Genomic DNA, 19,611 nt, shown 5'->3' with positions numbered 1-19,611 from the left:
GCCATGCCGTGAGGCCCGATGGTGGGTTGTGCGAGCGGGCGGGGTGCGCTGGTCGTAGCGGTCGCGTGTCGGACCTGGGCGGTATCGCGACGGTAGTTTTCCCAGGTCTGCCGGCGCTCGGCGTGGCGTGGTGCGCCACGCCGTGGCGCCCCGATGGTCGGTTGTGTTGGCGGGGCGGCGTGCGCTGGCCGTGGCGGTCGCGGGTCGGACCTGGGTGGTATCGCGACGGGGGGTTTTCTAAATTTGCCGGCGTGCGGCTTGGCATGGTGCGCCACGCCGTGGCGTACCGAACGTGGGGTCGTGCGCGGAGGGTCGGGTGCGCGGGTCGTGGCGGTCGCCAGCGGATCTAGCTGGCCCGCGCTCCGGCGCGCTAGACGGTGGCCGTCGTCTCGTTGGGGTGGGCTCTGCGGTGTAGGCGGCCCAGGGCCGCGCCGACCGCCGCGCCGCTGGCGACCGCCGCTGTCCAGGCCACGACGATGCTGACCAGGAACTCCGGTCGGAGCAGGTCGCGGACCGCGGACTGCCAGTCGGGTGGGACGGCGTCGCCGGTGGTCAGGTAGCCCGCCCGTTGGTTTGCCCAGACCACTGCCTCCGGGATGCCGACCACGAGCACCGCCACGAGAGCCGCTAAGCCGGCCAGTAGGCCGGCGCGCAGGCCCGCGCCGAAGGAGCGGGTGCGCCAGGCCGTGGCGAGGGCGATCGCCAGCAGCAGGAGGTTCGGGACCGTCGTCCAGAAAACGAGGACACCTCCCCGGCCGTGTGCGAGCTCCCAGCGCGAGGCCGCCAGCGACGCGGCGGCCACGACGAGCAGCACCCCGGCGGCGCCCAGCCATGTGCCGCGCGAGGCGCCTGATCGGACCGCCGCCCATGCCCCGCCGAGGGCGAACCCGCGCCGTTCCTTCGGCGGGTCGATGACCGCCAGCTCGGCGCGCAACGCCGCTCCCCAGGCGGACCGGCTCTCCGGCAGGTCGGCGGTGGTCAGGTCGAGCAGGAGTTGCCAGCGGTCGCGCACCGGGGGCCGCGAGTCCTCGCGCGCGTCGAGGGCGGCGCCGATGACCGGCCACGGCGCGGCCCAGATCAGCGCGGCGGGAAAGATCGTGAACGGTGCGAGCAGGTCGCCCTCGCCGAGGTTCGGGATGACCGGGAAGCCGCTCGGGTCCGCCCGGTAGATCGCCAACAGCGGCAGGTGGGCGGCGGCACTTCCGACAGCCACGGCGAGCAGCGTCAGCAGCCCGGTGACGGTTCCGGCGCCGAAACCGCGGGCCTGGGCGACGGCGGCCGCGGCCAGCGCGCTGAGCCCGGCACAGGCGAGCGCGCCGGCCGGCGCCAGCATTACGGCGAGCAGCGCCACGTCGAAGCCCCAGCGCGGGCTGTTCGGGACGGCGGCCAGGTAGCCCTGTTCCAGGCCGAAGGTGAGCGCTCCGGCGACGACCACGACAGCGACCAGCCCCGGCCAGACCGGGCGCGCGAGCCCGGATCGCAGCGCCGCCCGGACGCGGGTGCCGGGCGACCCGGCGCCGGCCCGGGGGAGTCGGGTCATCAGGAGTACGAGCGCCAGCAAGGGCGCGATCCCCAGCACCGCGAGGAAAAGCAGGGCGAGCATCGGGTTGCCTCCGGACGGGGTCTCAGGCGGGCCCGGGCGCGAGCCGGGGTGAGGTCGCGCCGTCGGCGGCCCGCGCGGGCGCGGCGACGGCGCGGGCGAGCTCGGCGCCCGCGGTGTTGAGCCGGTAGAGGTGCCGGGCCGGTCGTCCGCGCGGTGGGTCGGTCTCCCACGAGGTCTCGACGTGCCCGCGCTCGGTCAAGCGGATCAGGATCGGGTAGACCGTGCCGGCCTTGAGCCCGAGCGCGCGGCACAGGTCGTAGCCGTGGCTCCAGCCGTCGCCGGCCTCGGCGAGGGCGGCGAGCACGGCCACGGTCTGCGGCGACGGGCGTCGTACACGTACCATCGCACTAATATCTACCTAGATAGAGTTATCGCGCAAGGGCCAGTTTCCGGGCCGCGTCCCGGGCCCGGCGCTGGGTCGCCGCCAGGGCCGAGGTGGGCTCGCCGAAGATGCCCTCGGCGAGAAACGCCGCGAAGCCGTGCGCGGCCGCGCCGATGGTGTGGATGAGGTCGTCGGTTTCGGGTCCGAGCCGCGCCGCCGGACCGCGTAGCAGCGCCAGGACGCGGTCGCCCGCCTCCGCCAGCGCGGGGTAGCGCTGTTTCTCCAGCCCCGCCCCGAAGGTGATCTCGAAGAGGGCCTTGTTCTCGGCGGCGAACGCGACATAGGCGCCGGCGAAGGCGGCCAACTGCTCGACCGGGTCCGACTCCGCGGCCATCGCGGCCTGGAACAGGTCGTGCTGCCGCTCGTAGCCCGTGCGGGCCAGCTCCGCGAGCAGCGCGTCCTTGTCCGCGAAGTGCTTGTAGGGCGCCGCGACGCTCACCCCGGCCCGGCGGCTGGTCTCGGCCAGGGTGAAGCCCTGGGTGCCGCGCTCGGCCACCAGCTCGAGGGCGGCAGCGAGCAGGGCGTTGCGCAGGTCGCCGTGGTGCAGGCCGGTCGGGCGGGGGGAGGGCGGCATGCGCATCATGGTAGCCGCCCATGGTTAATGGCGCTAACCTGGTTAATGGCTTTAACCACCACGGGAGGAACCATGCCGACTTTCGTCTTCGACCACGTCGGGCTCTCGGTCGCCGATCTCGACGCCCAGCGCCGTTTCTACGGCGACGCCCTCGGTCTCACCGCGGTCGAGGAGACCGTCGACGTGCCCGAGGCCCACGTCCGCTCGGTCATCCTGCGCGCGGAGGACGGCCTCAAGATCGAGCTGATCGAACGCGGCGGGTCCGCGCCGCAAGAGTTCACCGACCCGCTCGACGGCGCTGGCACGCAGGGCTACTTCCATTGGGCCGTGTACGTGGACGACCTCGACGCGGCCTTCGACCGCCTGTTGCGCGCGGGCGGGCGAGCGGTTTCGGCTCCCGCCGCCGCAGCGCGACCGGGCATGCGCTTCGCCTACGTCAAGGACCCGGAGGGCAACCTGCTCGAACTCATCAAGCCGGCAACGAACCACGCCGACGACCGCTAAGGGGGCGGCTGGCGGATCATGGCGCCGCGCCAGGCAAGGTCGACGACGGACCACACGCGAAGACCGGCCGTGTACGGTGTCGGGTCCGCGGTCCGCGCGTTGGATGCCGGAGGGGTACGGCGGTGGGCCCGGGGTCCGTGCGCGCTGATGCCGGAGGGGTACGGCGGCAGGTCCGCGGTTCGCGCGTTGGATGCCGGCGGGGTACGGCGGTGGGCCCGGGGTCCGTGCGCGCTGATGCCGGCGGGGCACGGCGGCAGGTCCGCGGTCCGCGCGTTGGATGTCGGCGGGGTACGGCGGCAGGTCCGGGGTCCGCGCGTTGGATGCCGGCGGGGTACGGCGGCAGGTCGGGGGTCCGTGCGCGCTGATGCCGGAGGGGTACGGCGGCAGGTCCGGGGTCCGCGCTGGATGCCGGCGGGGCCCGGCGGCGGGTCTAATAGGGTCTCGCGCACTTGGCGGGGCCAGGTGCGGCAGGCGGGTCTGATCGGGGTTTGCGCCCGGCCGCATGCTGGCCGCAGCCGGTACCAGGTCCGGTCGGCGCCGGCGCCCGCCTGGACGCCGGCCACGTACGGCACCGAGGTCGGACCCGCGTCCGCGCAAGTCCGGACGCCACATCGAGCTCGCCGCGGCGACGCTCATCCCGAGCAGCGAGCCGCCCCTAGCGAGGCCCGTCCGGCTCCGCATCGTGTCCGGCGGCCGCCAGCAGCTCTTCGGGTGTCACGTCCAAAGCCTCCGCGACCCGGCGGGCCACGACCGGGTCCGGGCTCCAGCCGCCGCGCAGGCAGCGGATCGTCGCCTCGGACAGGAAGGCGCCCCGGGCCACGTCGCGGATCCGGAGCCCGCGTACGTCCATCAGGACCCGGACCAGCGCGGCGAACGGATCCTGCTCCGGCTCTCCCGCGGGCGTCGAACCCGGCTCGATGACCACGTCGCCGATCTTGGCCTGGAACCGGACCAGCCGGTCGTCCTGCAGGCGGACCCGCCCGACGAACGGCTGGGGATCCGCGTCGCCGACCTCACCCAGCACGGTGACCTCGTCGAAGCCCGAGCCACCCACCATCGCGCCGCTCGGTTCGACGGCACTTATCCTCGTCACCCGCCAGGCCGGGTTCCACCACGGCAGTTCGTCGAGCAGGTCGTTGAAGAAGGGCACCAGCACCGCGACCGGCACCCGCGGCGCCGGAGTCGAGCTGTAATCCGGCCAGAAGGTCAGCGCCGAGAACACGTCCGCGCTCAAGGTCCGGCCGGGACGGTCGTCGTCAGGCACGGCGGAAGGCCCGCACCGCGAGAGCCACGAAGATCACGAGGAGTCCGGCGAGCCAGGCCAGGGTCTGCAGCGCCGGTGCCGTGGGTGACGGGCCGCCGATCGTGAGGGCGCGCACGGCGTCGACGCACAGGCTCACCGGGTTGACCTCGGAGAAGGCACGGACCGCCGCCGGCATCGAGTCGGTCGGCACGAACGCCGACGACGCGAACGTCAGCGGGAACACCCAGATGAACCCGGCGGACTGGGCGGTCTCCGGGTTCTTGACGGACAGTCCGACCCAGGCGCTGATCCACGAGAACACGTACGAGAAGGCGAGCACCAGCACGAACGCCGCGGCTAGCTGCCAGGCCGGCTGCGACGGGCGGAACCCGACGGCCAGGCCGACCGCGGTCATCACGATCAGGGTGAGCACGTTCGTGACCGCGTCGGCGGCCGTCCGTCCGAACAGGACGGCGGAGCGCGCCATCGGCAGCGAGCGCAGTCGGTCGACCACCCCGGTCGCGAGGTCCTCGGTCAGCCCGATGCCGGTGACCATAGCGCCGAACACCGCGGTCTGGACGATGATCCCGGGCATGAGGTAGTTGACGTACGAGACCGACCCGGTGTCGATCGCGCCGCCGAAGATGTAGCGGAACAGCAGGACGAAGATGACCGGCTGCACGAACGAGAACACGATGTACGTCGGCCGCCGGAGCGTCTTGCGGAGCTGCCGTTGCGCCATCACGCGGCTGTCGCGCAGGATGCCCCCGAGCGTCAGCCGCTGCCGCCCACCGCGGTCGACGAGCCCGACCCGGCGAACCGTGGTGTCGGTCATGCGCTCTCCTCCCCGGTCGAATCGGTCGCGGCGGCGGTGTGGCCCGTCAGCGACAGGAAGACGTCGTCGAGGCTGGGCTGGGTCAACTGGATCACCGACACGGTCAGCCCCGCGCGGTCGAGACGGCGCACTGCCTCGGCCGAGGCGTCCGGCCGGGCCACCCGCACCGTGAGCTCGTCGTCGGAGGTGTCGACGGTGGTGCCGGCCGCCGCGAGGTCGGCCAGCAACGGCGCCGCCATGGCCAGCCCGGCGGGGTCGGGCAGGCGGATCCGGAGGACGTCGGTGCCGGCTTCGGCCTTCAGCTCGGCCGGGGTGCCCTCCGCGATCACCTTGCCCGCGTCGATCACGGCGATGCGCTGGGCGAGCCGGTCGGCCTCGTCCAGGTATTGCGTCGTCAGCAGCACCGTCGTGCCGGCGTCGCGAAGCTCGTCGACGATCGCCCACAGCTCCAGCCGCGACCGCGGGTCCAGCCCGGTGGTGGGCTCGTCGAGCAGCAGCACGGGCGGTCGCCCGGTCAGGCTCGCCGCCAGGTCGAGCCGCCGGCGCATACCGCCGGAGTAGGTGCCGACCCGCCGGTTCGCCGCGTCCGCCAGGTCGAAGCGCTCGAGGATGTCGGCCGCCCGGCGGCGCGCCTCGGCCCGCGGCAGCCGGTAGAGCTGGCCGACCATCTCGAGGTTCTCGCGCCCGGTCAGTTCCGCGTCGACCGCCGCCGACTGCCCGGCGAGCCCGATCATCAGCCGCACGGCGAGCGGCTCGCGAACGACGTCGTGGCCGAGCACCCGAGCCTGCCCGCGCCCCGGCCGCAACAGCGTCGACAGCACCCGCACCAGCGTGGTCTTCCCGGCGCCGTTAGGCCCGAGCAGCCCGAACACGGTGCCAGGCGAGACAGTGAGACTCAACCCGTCGAGAGCCTTCACGGCCCCGTACGACACCGCCAGGTCCACCACCTCGACCGCCGCGACGACGTCAGAGACCGCCGTCGGGGCCAGTGACGCCACGCTCCGTTCGGTCATCCCCACCACCTCTCGACGCGATTGTGTACGTAGTTACACGTATCGGTGCGTCACTGTCCAGAGGTATTGGCAGGACAGGCCCCTAGTCGTCGGCTCCTGGGGTCACGACCTCGGCCGCCTCGCGCTGTTGAGGCACCGGGTATGGCGGTGGGGTGCCGCCGAAGGACGGGCAGAGCGCCTGGTGGGCGCACCAGCCGCATAGTCGGCTCGGTTTGGGCTGGAACTCCTTGGCCTCCTTGGCCCGCTCGATCGCCTGCCACAGCGCCAGCAGCGTGCGTTCGAAGCGCGCCAACTCGTCGGCGTCGGGGGAGTAGTCGCAGATCTCCTGGTCTTTCAGGTAGAGCAGGCGCAGCACGCGGGGCACGACGCCCCGGGTGCGCCAGAGGACCAGCGCGTAGAACTTGAGCTGGAAGAGCGCCCGGGCCTCGAAGGCCTCGCGGGGCGCGCCGCCGGTCTTGTAGTCGACCACCCGCAGGTCGCCGCTCGGCGACACGTCGAGGCGGTCGATGTAGCCCCGGATCAGCAACTGGTCGTCGACCAGCGCGCTGATCAGCGTCTCCCGCTCGGCGGGCTCGAGCCGGCGCGGGTCCTCCACCGTGAAGTAGCCGTCGAGCAGCGACCGGGCCGAGGCCAGGAAGTCGTCGGTGGTCCAGGGCCGGACGACGTCGACGGCGGCGTCGGGCACCAGCGCCGGCGGGCCGTCGTCGAACAGCTCGGCGAGCGCGGGCACCTCCTCGACCATCCGCGACCACTCCGGCCCGACGAGCGAGGCGGCCGCCGCGGCGGTGCGGTCGGCGGCGGGCAGGTCGAACAGCCTCTCCAGCACCGCGTGCACCAGCGTGCCGCGGGCCTGGTCAGGGGTCTGGGTCTCCGGCAGGCGGTCGATCGTGCGGAACCGGTAGAGCAGCGGGCAGGTCTTGAAGTCGGCCGCACGGGAGGGGGACAGCGTGGGATGAACCGGCGCCTCGTCGTGCGGTTCGAGGGACACAGCCTGCGTTGTCATGCCCCAGACGCTAAACGAGGGGTACGACGAATCCGCGCGGGCGGGTCGTGTCGATAGCATCGATACGATGGCAGACAACGCGAGCGGTGATGATCGCCCCGAGCGGCGACCCGGCATGGTGGTCGGGCGCCTCTGGGGTGTCCCGCTGTACCTCAATCCTTCCGTGCTTCTGCTCGCCGGGCTGATCACGCTGCTCTACGGCAACTTCGTCCGGCAGCAGCTCGACCTCAGCGTCCCCGCCGGCTACCTGGTCGGCTTCGGCTTCGTCGTCTGCCTGCTGGTCTCGGTCCTGCTCCACGAGCTCGGCCACGCGATCACCGCCCGGCGCTTCGGTATCGGGGTGAAGGGGATCACCCTGGAGCTGCTCGGCGGCTACACCGAGATGGACCGCGACGCGCCGAACCCCCGGGTCGACCTGCTGGTCTCGCTCGCGGGGCCGGCGGTCTCCCTGGTGCTCGGCGCGGGCGCGGTCGGCCTGACGCTGGCCCTACCCGACGGCACCCTCTGGAACGAGCTCAGCTTCCAGGTCGCCTTCAGCAACGTCGTGGTCGCGATCTTCAACGTGCTCCCGGGCCTGCCGCTGGACGGCGGCCGCGCCCTGCGGGCGATCGTCTGGTGGGTCTCCAAGGACCGCCACATCGGCACCGAGGTCGCCGGCTGGACCGGCCGCGGGCTCGCCGTCGCGGTGGCGATCACCGTGGCCGCGCTGGCGTACTTCGACATCCTGTCGCTGTTCGGGCTCGTCTTCATGCTGCTGATCGCGCTGACCCTCTGGCAGGGCGCCGGCCAGAGCATCCGGTTCGCCCGGATCAGCCGCCGCTTCCCGCTCATCGACCTGCGCAGGCTGGCCCGGCCGGTGTTCACCGTGCGCAGCGGCACCCCGCTGGCCGAGGCGCAGCGGCTGGCCCTCGCCGCCGGCAGCCAGGACTACGCGCTGGCCACCGCGGACTCCGCGGGGCGCCTGGTCGGGCTGGTCGACAAGGCCGCCCTGGAGGCCGTACCCCTGGAGCGCCGCCCCTGGGTCTCCGTCGACACCGTCGCCCGGGGCATCGACGGCGTGCCCACCATCCCCGTCGGCACGAGCGGCGATCAGGTGATCACGACCGTCCAGCGCAACCCGGGCTCGCAGTATCTGGTCACTTCGGGCGAAGATGTGGTCGGTGTGCTGCGCCTGTCAGACCTGGCGCAGCTGCTCGAGCCCAACGGAAAGACGAGGACGTGAACTCCACCACCACCGAACACACCGATCCCGACACCACCCCGCGCAACCGGGGCCCCTTCCGGGTCGGCGAACGCGTCCAGCTCACCGACCCCAAGGGTCGCATGCACACCGTCACGCTCGAACCGGGTCGCGAGTTCCACACCCACCGCGGCGCGCTCGCCCACGACGCGCTGATCGGCCTGCCGGACGGCTCCGTGGTCCGCTCCGCCGGCGGCACCGAATACCTGGCGCTCAGGCCGCTGCTGTCCGACTACGTGCTCTCCATGCCCCGCGGCGCCCAGGTGATCTACCCCAAGGACGCCGGCCAGATCGTCACGATGGGCGACATCTTCCCCGGCGCCCGCGTGCTGGAGGCCGGCGCCGGCTCCGGTGCCCTGGCCAGCTGGCTGCTCCGCGCTGTCGGCCCGTCCGGCGACCTGATCTCGTACGAGCTCCGCGAGGACTTCGCCGCCATCGCCCGCCGGAACGTCGAGTCCTTCTTCGGCGGCCCGCACCCGGCCTGGACCCTGCGCAACGACGACGTCCTGAACTGCACCGACACCGGTTTCGACCGGATCATCCTCGACCTGCTCGCGCCCTGGGACGCGGTCGACCTGATCTCCCGCGCGCTGGTGCCGGGCGGGGTCTTCATCGGCTACGTCGCCACCACCACGCAGCTCTCCGACCTGGTCGAGGCGCTGCGCGAGAAGGGCGGCTTCACCGAGCCGCGCGCCTGGGAGTCCCTGGTGCGCGACTGGCACGCCGAGGGCCTGGCCGTGCGCCCCGACCACCGCATGATCGCGCACACGGCCTTCCTGGTCTCGGCGCGCAAGCTGGCCCCGGGCGTGATCGCCCCGCCGCGCCGGCGGAAACCCTCCAAGGGCCAAGAGGCATATGCGATACGCAAGGCCGCGTCCCGGGCGCCGGAGGAGCAGCCGGGCAACGGGGCGGCCGGGCAGCGGGACGAGCCGAGATGAGCCGGCCCTCGTTCGGCGGCGGCAACGACCTGCCCGCCGTCTTCCCGGACTGGTCCCCGTACCCCGACCTGGACTCCGCCGCCCGGGCCTACCTGCGCGACCCCGACGTCGCGTTGGAGGCCCTGGGCGGCGTGCTCAACGGCGCCACGGTCGTGTGCTTCACGCTGGAGCGGTTCGTCAACGAGGTCAACGGGGTGTGGCAGGAGGTCGTGGTCTGCGACGGCAGCCGCCTGGTGCTCTGGCACGGCGAGGACGTGCCGCCCACCGACGGTCCGGCCGGGTCGATGACCTCGTCGCTGCGGGTCGTGCCGCTCTCGACGGTCACCGAGGTGGGCTGCCGGCGGCGGCTTTCAAGGTCACCGAGCGGCCAGGCGCGCACCGACTCGATCGACGTCTACCTGCTGCTCAGCTCGATGGACGAGGCCGGGGCGGGCGACGAGGGCGCCCAGGCGCCCCGGCACGACGCGCTGCGGTTCGGCAAGACGCTCGACGACGGGGGAGCGGGGCAGATCGCCCGCCTGGAGGACTTCGCCCGGCTGGTCGCCTCGCTGGTCGGCCGTCCCACCTTGTGAGACGGCGGCAAAAGCTACTCGACCGGGGCGTTCGGGCCGGCGACCTCGTCGTCGGAGTCGCCGCGCATCACGTGGATGCACTCGCCCGGGCAGTCCTTGGCCGAGTCGAGCACGTCCAGCCGCAGGTGGGCGGGCACGTCGACCCGGACACCAGGTGACAGCTGGAGCTCTCCGGATGCGTCCTTCACGTACGCCAGGCCGTCGATGTCGAACTCGAACACGTCGGGCGCGTACTGCACGCAGAGCCCGTCACCGGTGCACAGATCCTGGTCCACCCAGACCCGCAACTGATCAGTCTCGGTCTGAGTCGTCACTTGGCCTCCCGCGAGCTACGTTCGTACGTTCTGACCGTACCCGACGGAGGTTTTGTGGCTCGTCCGCAGTGACGAACACCAAATCTTCGAGATCAAGAGTCAGTGACGAGGGTGTTGCCTGGGTCTAAATCGTCGTCGGAGCGGTTAGTGTTATGACAGAACGTTTTTAGCCCCCCGGGGAGGTGGGACGTGGCACGCAGCGACGACGCGGATGCGCGCGCCGCACGGTGGGAGAAGGAGACCCACGATCTCTCCACCCAGGTCGCGTTCCTTCAAGAGGAACTCGCTCTGGTGCGGCGCAGGCTCACAGAGAGCCCCCGACACGTCCGTCAGCTCGAGGAGCGGCTCGCGGCAACGCAGGCGCAGCTGGCCCGAGTGTCCGAAAACAACGAGCGGCTCGTCACGACCCTCAAAGAGGCTCGGGCCCAGATCGTCACACTCAAGGAAGAGATCGACCGCCTGGCTCAGCCGCCGAGCGGTTACGGAGTCTTCCTGACCCGCCACGACGACGGCACGGTGGACGTGTTCACCGGCGGTCGCAAGCTGCGCGTGGCCGTGTCGCCCTCGATCGACACAGAGGAGCTCAAGCGCGGCCAGGAGGTCCTGCTCAACGACGCGCTCAACGTGGTCGACGCGTTCGGCTACGAGCGGGTCGGTGAGGTCGTCATGCTGAAGGAGATCCTGGAAAACCCGAGTGGCGGTGCTGGTGACCGCGCTCTGGTGATCTCCCACGCTGACGAGGAGCGGATCGTCCACCTGGCCGAGTCGCTCATCGGTGCCGCCCTGCGCAGCGGTGACTCGCTCATGATCGAGCCCCGCTCGTCGTACGCGTACGAGCGGATCCCGAAGAGCGAGGTCGAGGAGCTCGTCCTCGAGGAGGTCCCCGACGTCGGCTACGAGGACATCGGTGGCCTGCACACGCAGATCGAGGCGATCCGCGACGCGGTGGAGCTGCCGTTCCTGCACGCCGACCTGTTCCGCGAGCACCAGCTGCGGCCGCCGAAGGGCATCCTGCTCTACGGACCGCCCGGTTGCGGCAAGACCCTGATCGCCAAGGCGGTCGCCAACTCGTTGGCGAAGAAGATCGCCGAGCGGCGTGGCGAGGAGAAGCACACCAGCTACTTCCTCAACATCAAGGGTCCAGAGCTGCTCAACAAATACGTCGGCGAGACCGAGCGACACATCCGGCTGGTGTTCCAGCGGGCCCGTGAGAAGGCCGGCGAGGGCACCCCGGTGATCGTCTTCTTCGACGAGATGGACTCGGTGTTCCGCACCCGCGGCTCCGGCGTCTCCTCCGACGTGGAGAACACGATCGTCCCGCAGCTGCTGTCGGAGATCGACGGCGTCGAGGGGCTCGAGAACGTCATCGTGATCGGCGCGTCCAACCGCGAGGACATGATCGACCCCGCCATCCTGCGGCCTGGCCGACTCGACGTGAAGATCAAGATCGAGCGTCCGGACGCCGAGGCGGCGAAGGACATCTTCAGCAAGTACATCCTGGCCGGCCTGCCGCTGCACGGCGACGACCTGGCCGAGCACGGCGGCGACAACCAGGCCACGGTCGAAGCGATGATCGAGGCGGTCGTGCTCCGGATGTACTCCGAGTCCGAAGAGAACAGGTTCCTCGAGGTCACCTATGCCAACGGTGACAAGGAGGTCCTCTACTTCAAGGACTTCAACTCCGGCGCGATGATCCAGAACATCGTCGACCGGGGCAAGAAGATGGCGATCAAGGAGTTCCTCGCCTCCGGCCGCAAGGGCATGCGCCTCCAGCACCTGCTGGACGCCTGCGTCGACGAGTTCCGCGAGAACGAGGACCTGCCCAACACCACCAACCCCGACGACTGGGCCCGCATCTCCGGCAAGAAGGGCGAGCGGATCGTCTACATCCGCACGCTCGTCTCCGGCGGCAAGGGCACCGAGGCCGGCCGCTCCATCGAGACGGCCAGCAACACCGGTCAGTACCTGTAGCGAGATCTCCACAGCGGGGCGACACCTCCGGGTGTCGCCCCGCTCTCGCTTTCCGGCCCTCGGCGTCCGGGGCGTTTCAAGATCGCTAGGGTACGGCCGTGCTTCGTCGTTCGCTGCTCGCCCTCGCCCTGGTCGCCGTCTGTCTCGCCGGCGGTTATGCCAGTGCGGTTGCCCGTCCCGCCGGCCCGGCCGGCCCGCCGCCCATCCGGGCGGGCTACCTCCTCGACCCGGTGACCGCGCTGCGCACCTCGTACGCCCGGAACATCGCCGCCGGAACGTTCGAGCTGACCGCGACCGTGTCGGTCGGGCCGACGCAGGTCCTGCGGCTGACCGGGCGGGGGGACCTGCGCCGCGACCTGTTCTCCGTGACGGCGGTCAACTGGGTGGACGACACGGTCGTCGAGACGCTGAAGGCCGGTGACCAGGTCTTCGCCCGGAAGGGCGGCGAGCAGCGCTGGACCCGGCTCAACGTCGCCACGCTCCCCGAGACCAGCCCTCTCCGGTCGCAGTTCGACCCGACCGCGCAGTCCGGAATCCTCGATGGCGTGCGGTCGGCGACACGGGAGCAGGAGCGGCTCGCCACCGAGTACACCGGGTTCGCCGACCTCGCGGCCGCGGCCGAGGCCGCCGCGCCGAACGCGCGGGCGGCACTGACCGCCGCGGCGCGAATCGCGGAGAACGCCACGGCGGTGCCGTTCCGCGCCCAGCTCGACGACGAGGGCCGGCTGCTGCTGCTGGAGTACACCATCGACACCCCCGCGGGTCGCGGCGTGACGCACCTCGACTACCGGAAGCTCGGCGAGCCGCTGGACCTGGCCGTGCCCGGACCGGGCGAGTTCGACGAAGCGGCTGCGGATGACCTCGTCACCGTCTGACCGGCCGCGAAGGGGAGCGGCCGTCCCGAGTGTGGTGGACTCGTCCGCCGGTGCCACTCCGTCCGTCATTGCCGTCCTCCAGGCGGCATCGCGGCGTACCTTCGGAGCCGCGACGATACGGTTCCTCACCGACGTCACGGTCGACTCGCTCGCCGAGGAACCAGGCTCGACCGTGAACACCGGCGTCGAGGGATCGGTGAGCGCCGCCTCCGGGGTGATGTGGGTGCGGCCCGCGCCCGACGGTCCAGAGATGATCAAGGTCGGGGACGAGATCTACCGGCGCGAGTCGGACAGCCCTGGCTGGTCGAGGTTCTCGGCCGACCAGCTGGCCCCGGACAGCCCGATGCTGGAGCCCTTCAACCTCGAACCGTTCCTGGGCGCGCTCTACGGCGTCGTAAGCGCCACCGCGACGACCGCCGTCGGGATCGTCACGGTCAACGGCGTCATCGACCTGATGAGGCTGGCCACCGACATTCCGGTCGTGAACCAGTCCTACTGGGCCGGGCTCGCCGCCACGGCGGACGACCCGACGGACGTCGGGTTCGTGGCCCTGATCTCGCGGGACGGATGCCTCGCCGCGTTCTGGTACTCAGTGCGGGCCGGCACCACGATCACCCAGCGCCGGATCCAGCTCACCGATCTCGGCGCTCCGGTCACCGACCGACCACCCGGGCAGTTCAAGCAGGCGGCCGCCGAGTTCCACGACCGGTAAGGCGGTTGCCCGCAGGCGTTAGCGTCGCGGCATGCGTCAGCGCGCGCTCCTGTTCGTCACGTGGGTGCTGCTGGCGCTGGTCGGCGCGCCCGACACGGCGCGGGCCGCGTTGTCCGACGACCCGGTCGTGGCGTTGCGGCAGGCGGCCGACCGCACGCTGAGCGGGTCGTTCCACATCGAATCCCACACCACCGATGTCGACGGCGGGGTCCGCGCGGCCGACATCACGGCCACGGTCTCGCCGGCCCGCCAGGTGGTGGTGCTGCGGGCGTACGGTGAGCTCGCCGGGATCCGCGTCGCCGACCGTGGCTACGTGCCGAAAGGCGACGGGACGTGGGTGCGCTTCGAGCTGTCCCGGCTGGCGGACCGACCCGAGGCCGTCGTGTACGACGTGGACCGGTGGCTCGCACCGCGCGACCTCTACGGCGTGTTCACGGCAAAGCGCACCGGCGCCCGGCACTACACCGGCGTGCTCGACCGCACCCGCGGCCTCGCCGCGACCCGACTGGAGGCGCCGTCGCGGCCGGTCGACCTGGCCGTGCCCTTCGAGGCCACGCTCGACGCCAGGGGCCGACTCGTCGAGTTGACCGAGTGGCAGGGGGGTCGGGTCACCCTCCGGCTCAGCGAGCACGGCCGCTGGGTGCGGCCGCCGTTGCCGCCGGGCCGCGACATCGAGCCGGCCGACGACGCCTTCTACCACCAGTGACGTACGCCAAATGGGTCAGCACGTGATCTTCAAGATCGCTAATGTGTCCCGGTGTTTCGATCCCTTCCTGTTCTCGCCCTGACCGGCGTCCTCCTTGTCGCCGGCTGTGCCACGCCGGCCGCCGAGCCCGCCGCACCGCCTTCCTCCTCGCCGTCACCCACCGCCGACGCCCGTGACGCCGTCACCGTCGTCAAGGAGTCGTTCCAGCGGAGCTTCGACGCGAAGTCCTTCACGATGACCGCCCACATCTCGGTCGGCAAGCAGCAGAGCCTCGACATGACCGCGCGGGTCGACCTGGCCGCCGATGCCATGGTGATCGCGCTGGAGGGGATGCAGACCCCGGTCGAGGTGGTGAAGCTCGGCGACGACCTCTTCATCAAGTCCGGCCAGACGGGCAAGAAGCCCTACCTGCGGCTGCAGGTCTCCAAGCTCAACGCGTCGAGCCCGATGCGCAACTCGCTCGACATCACCCAGCACTCCGGCCTGCTCGGCGGGGTGGTCACCGCCGAGAAGCGCGACGGCGTGGCCGCGGGCTCGGTGACCTACACGGGCATCGCCGACATCAAGAAGGCCGTCGAGGCCGCGCCGGACAAGGCCAAGGGCCAGCTCGAGCCCGTGTCCCGGCTGGCGACCAACGGCTCCGCGGTGCCGTACTCGGTCACCGTCGACGCCGAAGGCCGGCTGACCGACCTCTCGTACACCATCGAGACCGCATCCATGGGCGACATGGTGTCGGAGATCCAGCTGACCGCGCTGGGTGAGCCCGCCACGGTCGACCGCCCGGAGGCCAAGGACGTCGAGGACGCCACCGAGGAGCAGTACGCCTACTTCTAGGCCGCCGTTCGCGCCGCGCCGGGGGTCTGCGTACCCCCGGCGCGTGGTGCGTGCTGGGTCCTTTGGTGCGGCTGTCGAGCACCGGTGCCGGAGATTCGCACGCGGCCCGGGGGCGGGCGGGGGTCTGGTCGGACTACGCTTTGACGTCATGGGGCAGCGGAACGAGGTGGCGACGTGACGGTACGGCGAATCATGGGCACCGAAGTCGAATACGGGATCTCGGTGCCGGGCCAGGCCGGAGCCAACCCGATGGTGACGTCCTCGCAGGTCGTCAATGCCTACGGGGCGCGACCCGAGCTGACCCGCGGTGGGCGGGCGCGCTGGGACTACGAGGAGGAGTCGCCCCTGCGGGACGCGCGGGGCTTCACCTACTCCGGCGCCGCCTATGACCCCGCGGAGGCGCTCGCCGACGAGGACCTCGGGCTGGCCAACGTCATTTTGACCAACGGCGCCCGGTTGTACGTCGACCACGCGCACCCCGAATACTCGACGCCCGAGGTCACCAACCCGATGGACCTGGTCCGTTGGGACAAGGCCGGCGAGCGGGTGATGGCCGAGGCGTCCCGCCGGGCCGCGACCATCCCGGGCACGCACCCGATCCACCTCTACAAGCACAACACCGACAACAAGGGCGCGTCGTACGGCGCTCACGAGAACTACTCCATGCGGCGGCAGACCCCGTTCGCCGACATCGTCGCCTATCTGACCCCGTTCTTCGTGACCCGCCAGGTGTTCACCGGCGCCGGCCGGGTCGGCATCGGGCAGGACGGGTCGCAGCCGGGCTACCAGCTCACCCAGCGCGCCGACTTCTTCGAGGTCGAGGTCGGGCTGGAGACCACGCTGAAGCGCCCGATCATCAACACCCGCGACGAGCCGCACTCCGACGCCGACAAATACCGGCGACTGCACGTGATCATCGGTGACGCCAACCTGTCGGAGATCTCCACCTTCCTCAAGGTCGGCACCACGTCCCTGGTGCTCACGATGATCGAGGAGAAGGTGCTCACGCCCGACCTCGGCATCGCCGACCCGGTGGCCGAGCTCAAGGCCGTCAGCCACGACACCACGCTGACGCACCGCATGCGGCTGCGCGACGGGCGCCGGCTGACCGCGCTCGACCTGCAGTGGGCCTACTTCGAGCGGGCCAAGGCGTTCTGCGACGACCGCTACGGCACCGACACCGACGCCGACACCGTGCAGGTGCTCGAGCGCTGGGAGGCCATCCTCGACAAGCTCGGCCGCGACCCGATGTCCGCACAGGACGAGCTCGACTGGGTGGCCAAGCTGCGCCTGCTGGAGGGCTACCGCGACCGCGAGAACCTGCAGTGGGCGTCGCCGAAGCTGCAGCTCATCGACCTGCAGTACAGCGACGTGCGCCCGGAGAAGGGCCTCTACCACCGGTTGGTCGCCCGCGGTGCGATGCAGACGCTGCTGACCGACGAGGAGACGCGTACGGCCATGGTGGAGCCGCCCGAGGACACCCGCGCGTACTTCCGTGGGCGGTGCCTCGCGCAGTATCCGTCCGAGGTGGTCGCCGCGTCCTGGGATTCGGTGATCTTCGACGTCGGGCGCGAGTCGCTGGTCCGGGTGCCCATGATGGAGCCCGAGCGGGGCACGAAGAAGCACGTCGGGGCCCTGTTCGACCGCTGCCCGAGCGCCAAGGACCTGCTCGAGGCGATCACCGGCGGCTGATCTGGCGCGTCGTCGTGCGTACCCCATCGGGATCTGGCATTGTCCCTGAACCGTCCGCCGTGCGCGAAACATCGCGCGCGGCGGGCCAGATTGTCGTACCGGCGAGGTAGGTTTTTCGCAGGGCACAGTTGAGGCCTGTTGAGGGAGGGCACGCATGGCAACTCGGGACAGCGGCGGCCAGTCGCAGTCGGGCAAGGCCCGCCGCGACGAGGAGATCGAGGACGTCACCACCGAGGCCAACCCCGAGGTGGCCGAACGGCAACAGGAGATCACCGAAGACGTCGACGACCTACTTGACGAGATCGACTCGGTTCTCGAAGAGAACGCCGAGGAGTTCGTGAGGGGGTACGTCCAAAAGGGCGGCCAGTAGGCTTTAGTCCGGTTTGGTGCGGCGCGGCGGGTCTGTCCTGCGGCGCCGCAACCATTGCGGTCCGGGGCGTGTGGGCGCGCATCGTCGCGTCTGCGTCGCGCCCAAGATAGTCTGCTCCAGCGCCGCTCGAAGCGGCGCTCCACATCTGAAAGGGACCACGTGGCAGCGGGATTCGATCCTTCCGGGCGCCTACCCGACGTGTTCACCAACGCCGGCACCTCGTCGTTCACGCAGTTCCTGAGCCAGGCGGCGCCCGAGCTGCTGCCCGGCCGCCGTCCGCTTCCCCCGGGCTCCGCGGCCTCGCTCGCTCCGCACGCCACCACGATCGTGGCCATCACCGCCGCCGAAGGCGTGATCATGGCCGGTGACCGCCGCGCCACCATGGGCAACATGATCGCCAGCCGCGACATCGAGAAGGTCCACCCGGCCGACGAATACTCGCTGGTGGGCATCGCCGGCACCGCCGGCGTAGGCATCGAGCTGATGCGGCTGTTCCAGGTCGAGCTCGAGCACTACGAGAAGATCGAGGGCGCGATGCTCTCGCTCGACGGCAAGGCCAACCGGCTCGCCGCGATGATCCGGGGCAACCTGGGCGCCGCGATGCAGGGCCTCGCGGTGGTGCCGCTGTTCGCGGGCTACGACCTGTCGGCCAACGACCCGGCGCGCGCCGGCCGCATCTTCAGCTACGACGTCACCGGCGGCCCTTACGAGGAGCGCGGCTACGACGCGATCGGCTCCGGCTCGATCTTCGCCAACGCGGCCCTCAAGAAGCGGTTCCGCGCCGGCCTGTCGATCGAGGAGGCGACCCGGCTCGCGGTCGAGGCCCTCTACGACGCGGCCGACGACGACACCGCCACCGGCGGCCCCGACCTGACCCGCCGCATCTTCCCGGTGGTCATGACCGCGACGGCCGAGGGCACCCACCGGTTGACCGACGACGAGACCGCGGCGATCGCCAACGCGGTCGTCTCGGCCCGCATGGAGAACCCGGGCGGCTGATCATGCTGGTTGCTTCGTTGTCCGACCTCGACCACCGCTAGGAGCGCCGCCGTGGCGATGCAGTTCTACACCAACATCGACCAGATCATGCGGGACCGCTCGGAGCTGGCCCGCAAGGGCATCTCCCGCGGCCGCAGCGCGGTGGCGCTGACCTACACCGGCGGCGTGCTGTTCGTGGCCGAGAACCTGTCGAGCTCGCTACACAAGATCAGCGAGATCTACGACCGCATCGGCTTCGCCGCCGTGGGCCGCTACAACGAGTTCGAGAACCTACGGCGCGCGGGCGTCCGCATGGCCGACCTCAACGGCCTGTCTTACGACCGCCGCGACGTGACGGGCCTGGCCCTGGCGAATGCCTACGCCCAGACGCTAGGTGCCATATTCAGCGACCAGCAGAAGCCGTTCGAGGTCGAGATCTGCGTGGCCGAGGTCGGCGCGACGCCGGCCGACGACCAGATCTACCGCCTGGCCTACGACGGCTCGGTCAACGACGAGCCGGGCTTCATGGCGATGGGCGGCCAGGCCGAGGCGATCGCCAACGTCCTCAAGGGCGCCCACAAGAGCGACATGTCGCTGGCCGACGCGGTCAAACTCGCGGTCAAGGCCCTGAGCAGCGTCGGAGGCGAGGGCGGCGCGGCCCGCACAATCGCCGCCAACCAACTCGAGGTAGCCATCCTCGACCGCGCCCGCCGCGGCCGCACCTTCCGCCGCCTAACGGGCAAGGTCCTGACGGACCTCCTCAACGGCAACGGCGCCGCCGCCACGTCGTCGTCGCCCGCCAAGCCGGCGGACACCGAGGCGGCCGACACGGCGGCGGACTCCAAGGACACCCCGAAGCCGCCGGCCAAGGGCCCGGACAAGCCGACCTCGAGCGCCGGCTCCGCCGACCTGGAATAGGTCCGCGGCCTGACTCGATCCGCCGTCCGCCCCACCTAGACGAGTAATTCCTAACGGGTTCAGTGGTCGTAGGCGATGAGTGACCTGGTCACGGGCTGGCCGGTTGCGCGGTTGTGCCAGATGGCGGCGGTCATCGCGAGTAGTCGTTGAGCGATGCGGGCACCGACACCTTCGATGGTGCGTCCGCCGTGTAGTTCGAGGTCGAGTTGGCCCTTGAGGGTGTCGTTGACTGACTCGATGAGTTGCCGGACGGGTTTGAGCAGGTGTTCGTCCGGTCGTGGGGTCCGGTTGCGGTACGAGGGTCGTAGTAGCCGGATCCCGCGTTCGGTCAGCC

The 19,611-nt window shown here is 71.0% G+C and carries 21 protein-coding genes and 1 pseudogene; 13 read left to right on the top strand and 9 right to left on the bottom strand.

Annotated elements, in window-relative coordinates; genetic code table 11:
- Positions 1–370: 370 nt before the first annotated feature.
- From CHC05_RS24690 to CHC05_RS24680, 3 genes are read right to left on the bottom strand one after another with little or no spacing between them, the layout of a single operon-like run.
- Positions 371–1,603 carry a hypothetical protein gene (locus tag CHC05_RS24690; RefSeq protein ID WP_089252884.1) on the bottom strand — a complete coding sequence of 411 codons (1,233 nt, stop codon included), beginning with the start codon at positions 1,601–1,603 and terminating at the stop codon, positions 371–373.
- A 22-nt stretch (positions 1,604–1,625) separates the two neighbouring features.
- On the bottom strand, positions 1,626–1,946 hold the full coding sequence (locus CHC05_RS24685) for a PadR family transcriptional regulator (RefSeq protein WP_089252882.1): 321 nt from the start codon (positions 1,944–1,946) through the stop codon (positions 1,626–1,628).
- A 25-nt stretch (positions 1,947–1,971) separates the two neighbouring features.
- On the bottom strand, positions 1,972–2,559 hold the full coding sequence (locus CHC05_RS24680) for a TetR/AcrR family transcriptional regulator (RefSeq protein WP_089252880.1): 588 nt from the start codon (positions 2,557–2,559) through the stop codon (positions 1,972–1,974).
- A gap of 72 nt (positions 2,560–2,631) precedes the next feature.
- Here CHC05_RS24680 and CHC05_RS24675 point away from each other — a divergent pair, with 72 nt between their 5' ends.
- Positions 2,632–3,063: a VOC family protein gene (locus tag CHC05_RS24675; RefSeq protein ID WP_089252878.1), complete on the top strand. Its 432-nt coding sequence runs from the start codon at positions 2,632–2,634 to the stop codon at positions 3,061–3,063.
- A gap of 655 nt (positions 3,064–3,718) precedes the next feature.
- Here CHC05_RS24675 and CHC05_RS24670 read toward each other — a convergent pair.
- The 4 genes from CHC05_RS24670 to CHC05_RS24655 form a co-directional block, all read right to left on the bottom strand.
- Positions 3,719–4,327, bottom strand: a complete 609-nt coding sequence (locus CHC05_RS24670) for a helix-turn-helix domain-containing protein (RefSeq protein ID WP_089252876.1) — start codon at positions 4,325–4,327, stop codon at positions 3,719–3,721.
- Positions 4,320–5,141 carry an ABC transporter permease gene (locus CHC05_RS24665; RefSeq protein ID WP_089252874.1) on the bottom strand — a complete coding sequence of 274 codons (822 nt, stop codon included), beginning with the start codon at positions 5,139–5,141 and terminating at the stop codon, positions 4,320–4,322. The genes CHC05_RS24670 and CHC05_RS24665 overlap by 8 nt, the downstream gene beginning before the upstream one ends.
- A complete protein-coding gene (locus tag CHC05_RS24660) occupies positions 5,138–6,154 on the bottom strand; it encodes an ATP-binding cassette domain-containing protein (RefSeq protein WP_089252872.1) in 1,017 nt (338 codons plus the stop codon). The genes CHC05_RS24665 and CHC05_RS24660 overlap by 4 nt, the downstream gene beginning before the upstream one ends.
- Positions 6,155–6,236: 82 nt before the next feature.
- Positions 6,237–7,157, bottom strand: a complete 921-nt coding sequence (locus CHC05_RS24655) for a RecB family exonuclease (RefSeq protein WP_089252870.1) — start codon at positions 7,155–7,157, stop codon at positions 6,237–6,239.
- Positions 7,158–7,272: 115 nt separating this feature from the next.
- Here CHC05_RS24655 and CHC05_RS24650 point away from each other — a divergent pair, with 115 nt between their 5' ends.
- Genes CHC05_RS24650 through CHC05_RS24640 form a run of 3 tightly spaced genes read left to right on the top strand, consistent with a single transcriptional unit; the run spans position 7,273 to position 9,907 of the window.
- A complete protein-coding gene (locus tag CHC05_RS24650; RefSeq protein WP_089252868.1) occupies positions 7,273–8,379 on the top strand; it encodes a M50 family metallopeptidase in 1,107 nt (368 codons plus the stop codon).
- Positions 8,376–9,335: a tRNA (adenine-N1)-methyltransferase gene (locus CHC05_RS24645; protein WP_089252866.1), complete on the top strand. Its 960-nt coding sequence runs from the start codon at positions 8,376–8,378 to the stop codon at positions 9,333–9,335. The genes CHC05_RS24650 and CHC05_RS24645 overlap by 4 nt, the downstream gene beginning before the upstream one ends.
- Complete coding sequence (locus tag CHC05_RS24640; RefSeq protein WP_089252864.1) at positions 9,332–9,907, top strand: hypothetical protein; 576 nt, start codon at positions 9,332–9,334, stop codon at positions 9,905–9,907. The genes CHC05_RS24645 and CHC05_RS24640 overlap by 4 nt, the downstream gene beginning before the upstream one ends.
- 14 nt (positions 9,908–9,921) lie before the next feature.
- Here CHC05_RS24640 and CHC05_RS24635 read toward each other — a convergent pair whose 3' ends face one another.
- On the bottom strand, positions 9,922–10,221 hold the full coding sequence (locus CHC05_RS24635) for a ferredoxin (RefSeq protein WP_089252862.1): 300 nt from the start codon (positions 10,219–10,221) through the stop codon (positions 9,922–9,924).
- 189 nt (positions 10,222–10,410) lie between these two features.
- Here CHC05_RS24635 and arc point away from each other — a divergent pair, with 189 nt between their 5' ends.
- The 9 genes from arc (at position 10,411) to prcA (ending at position 19,277) form a co-directional block, all read left to right on the top strand.
- On the top strand, positions 10,411–12,192 hold the full coding sequence (gene arc, locus CHC05_RS24630; protein WP_089252860.1) for a proteasome ATPase: 1,782 nt from the start codon (positions 10,411–10,413) through the stop codon (positions 12,190–12,192).
- 98 nt (positions 12,193–12,290) lie between these two features.
- Entirely contained in the window at positions 12,291–13,067 is a 777-nt protein-coding gene (locus CHC05_RS24625) for a hypothetical protein (protein ID WP_089252858.1), read from the top strand.
- A gap of 31 nt (positions 13,068–13,098) precedes the next feature.
- Positions 13,099–13,779 carry a hypothetical protein gene (locus CHC05_RS24620; RefSeq protein WP_089252856.1) on the top strand — a complete coding sequence of 227 codons (681 nt, stop codon included), beginning with the start codon at positions 13,099–13,101 and terminating at the stop codon, positions 13,777–13,779.
- Between the two features lie 31 nt (positions 13,780–13,810).
- Positions 13,811–14,485: a hypothetical protein gene (locus tag CHC05_RS24615; RefSeq protein WP_089252854.1), complete on the top strand. Its 675-nt coding sequence runs from the start codon at positions 13,811–13,813 to the stop codon at positions 14,483–14,485.
- Between the two features lie 51 nt (positions 14,486–14,536).
- Positions 14,537–15,319 carry a hypothetical protein gene (locus CHC05_RS24610; protein ID WP_089252852.1) on the top strand — a complete coding sequence of 261 codons (783 nt, stop codon included), beginning with the start codon at positions 14,537–14,539 and terminating at the stop codon, positions 15,317–15,319.
- 174 nt (positions 15,320–15,493) lie between these two features.
- Positions 15,494–17,011: a depupylase/deamidase Dop gene (gene dop / locus CHC05_RS24605; protein WP_342745675.1), complete on the top strand. Its 1,518-nt coding sequence runs from the start codon at positions 15,494–15,496 to the stop codon at positions 17,009–17,011.
- 154 nt (positions 17,012–17,165) lie between these two features.
- Positions 17,166–17,381: a ubiquitin-like protein Pup gene (locus tag CHC05_RS24600; protein WP_089252848.1), complete on the top strand. Its 216-nt coding sequence runs from the start codon at positions 17,166–17,168 to the stop codon at positions 17,379–17,381.
- Positions 17,382–17,540: 159 nt separating this feature from the next.
- Positions 17,541–18,380, top strand: a complete 840-nt coding sequence (prcB, locus tag CHC05_RS24595) for a proteasome subunit beta (protein ID WP_179266352.1) — start codon at positions 17,541–17,543, stop codon at positions 18,378–18,380.
- 51 nt (positions 18,381–18,431) lie between these two features.
- Positions 18,432–19,277: a proteasome subunit alpha gene (gene prcA, locus CHC05_RS24590; RefSeq protein WP_089252843.1), complete on the top strand. Its 846-nt coding sequence runs from the start codon at positions 18,432–18,434 to the stop codon at positions 19,275–19,277.
- A gap of 59 nt (positions 19,278–19,336) precedes the next feature.
- On the opposite strand, the pseudogene CHC05_RS24585 reads toward prcA, so the two are convergent.
- Positions 19,337–19,611, bottom strand: a pseudogene (locus CHC05_RS24585) (IS982 family transposase); the annotation flags it as partial.

Origin of the sequence: Asanoa hainanensis, assembly GCF_900188485.1 — a bacterium.
GTDB classification, from domain to species: Bacteria; Actinomycetota; Actinomycetes; order Mycobacteriales; family Micromonosporaceae; genus Asanoa; species Asanoa hainanensis.
Note: the sequence above shows the minus strand (reverse complement) of the source record. Positions and strands in the feature narration are given on the sequence as shown.